Raw genomic sequence first — 392 nt, forward strand, 5'->3', positions numbered from 1 at the left:
CCGGCCAGGGCCATACAGGTCGGGCGGCAAGGCAATGCGCGGATGGGGCAGGCCGGCCCGCCCTTCGGCGGCGGCAGCCTGGTCCACGGCATGCACGGGGTCCTGCACCAGTGCGTCAAGCGCGATGCTGCTGTCGGCGATGCGGTTCACGAACGAGGTGTTGGCGCCGTTTTCGAGCAGGCGGCGCACCAGGTAGGGCAGCAGGTCCTCATGCGAGCCGACCGGCGCGTAGACGCGGCACGGCACGTTCAGGCGATCGGCGGGGACCACCTCGGCATACAGGTCATCGCCCATGCCGTGCAGCTTCTGGTGCTCGTAGGTGTGACCGGCGCCGATCTGCTTGATCACCGCGATGGTGTGCGCGTTGTGCGTGGCGAACATCGGGTACAGCG

General features: G+C 68.9%; 1 protein-coding gene. It reads right to left on the reverse strand.

What is annotated here, in order from left to right:
• The coding region (locus QZH66_RS18680; protein WP_305807275.1) for a proline dehydrogenase family protein at positions 1-392 on the reverse strand (392 nt) is incomplete at both ends.

Origin of the sequence: Stenotrophomonas sp. YIM B06876 (genome assembly GCF_030711595.1) — a bacterium.
Classification (GTDB): Bacteria; Pseudomonadota; Gammaproteobacteria; order Xanthomonadales; family Xanthomonadaceae; genus Stenotrophomonas.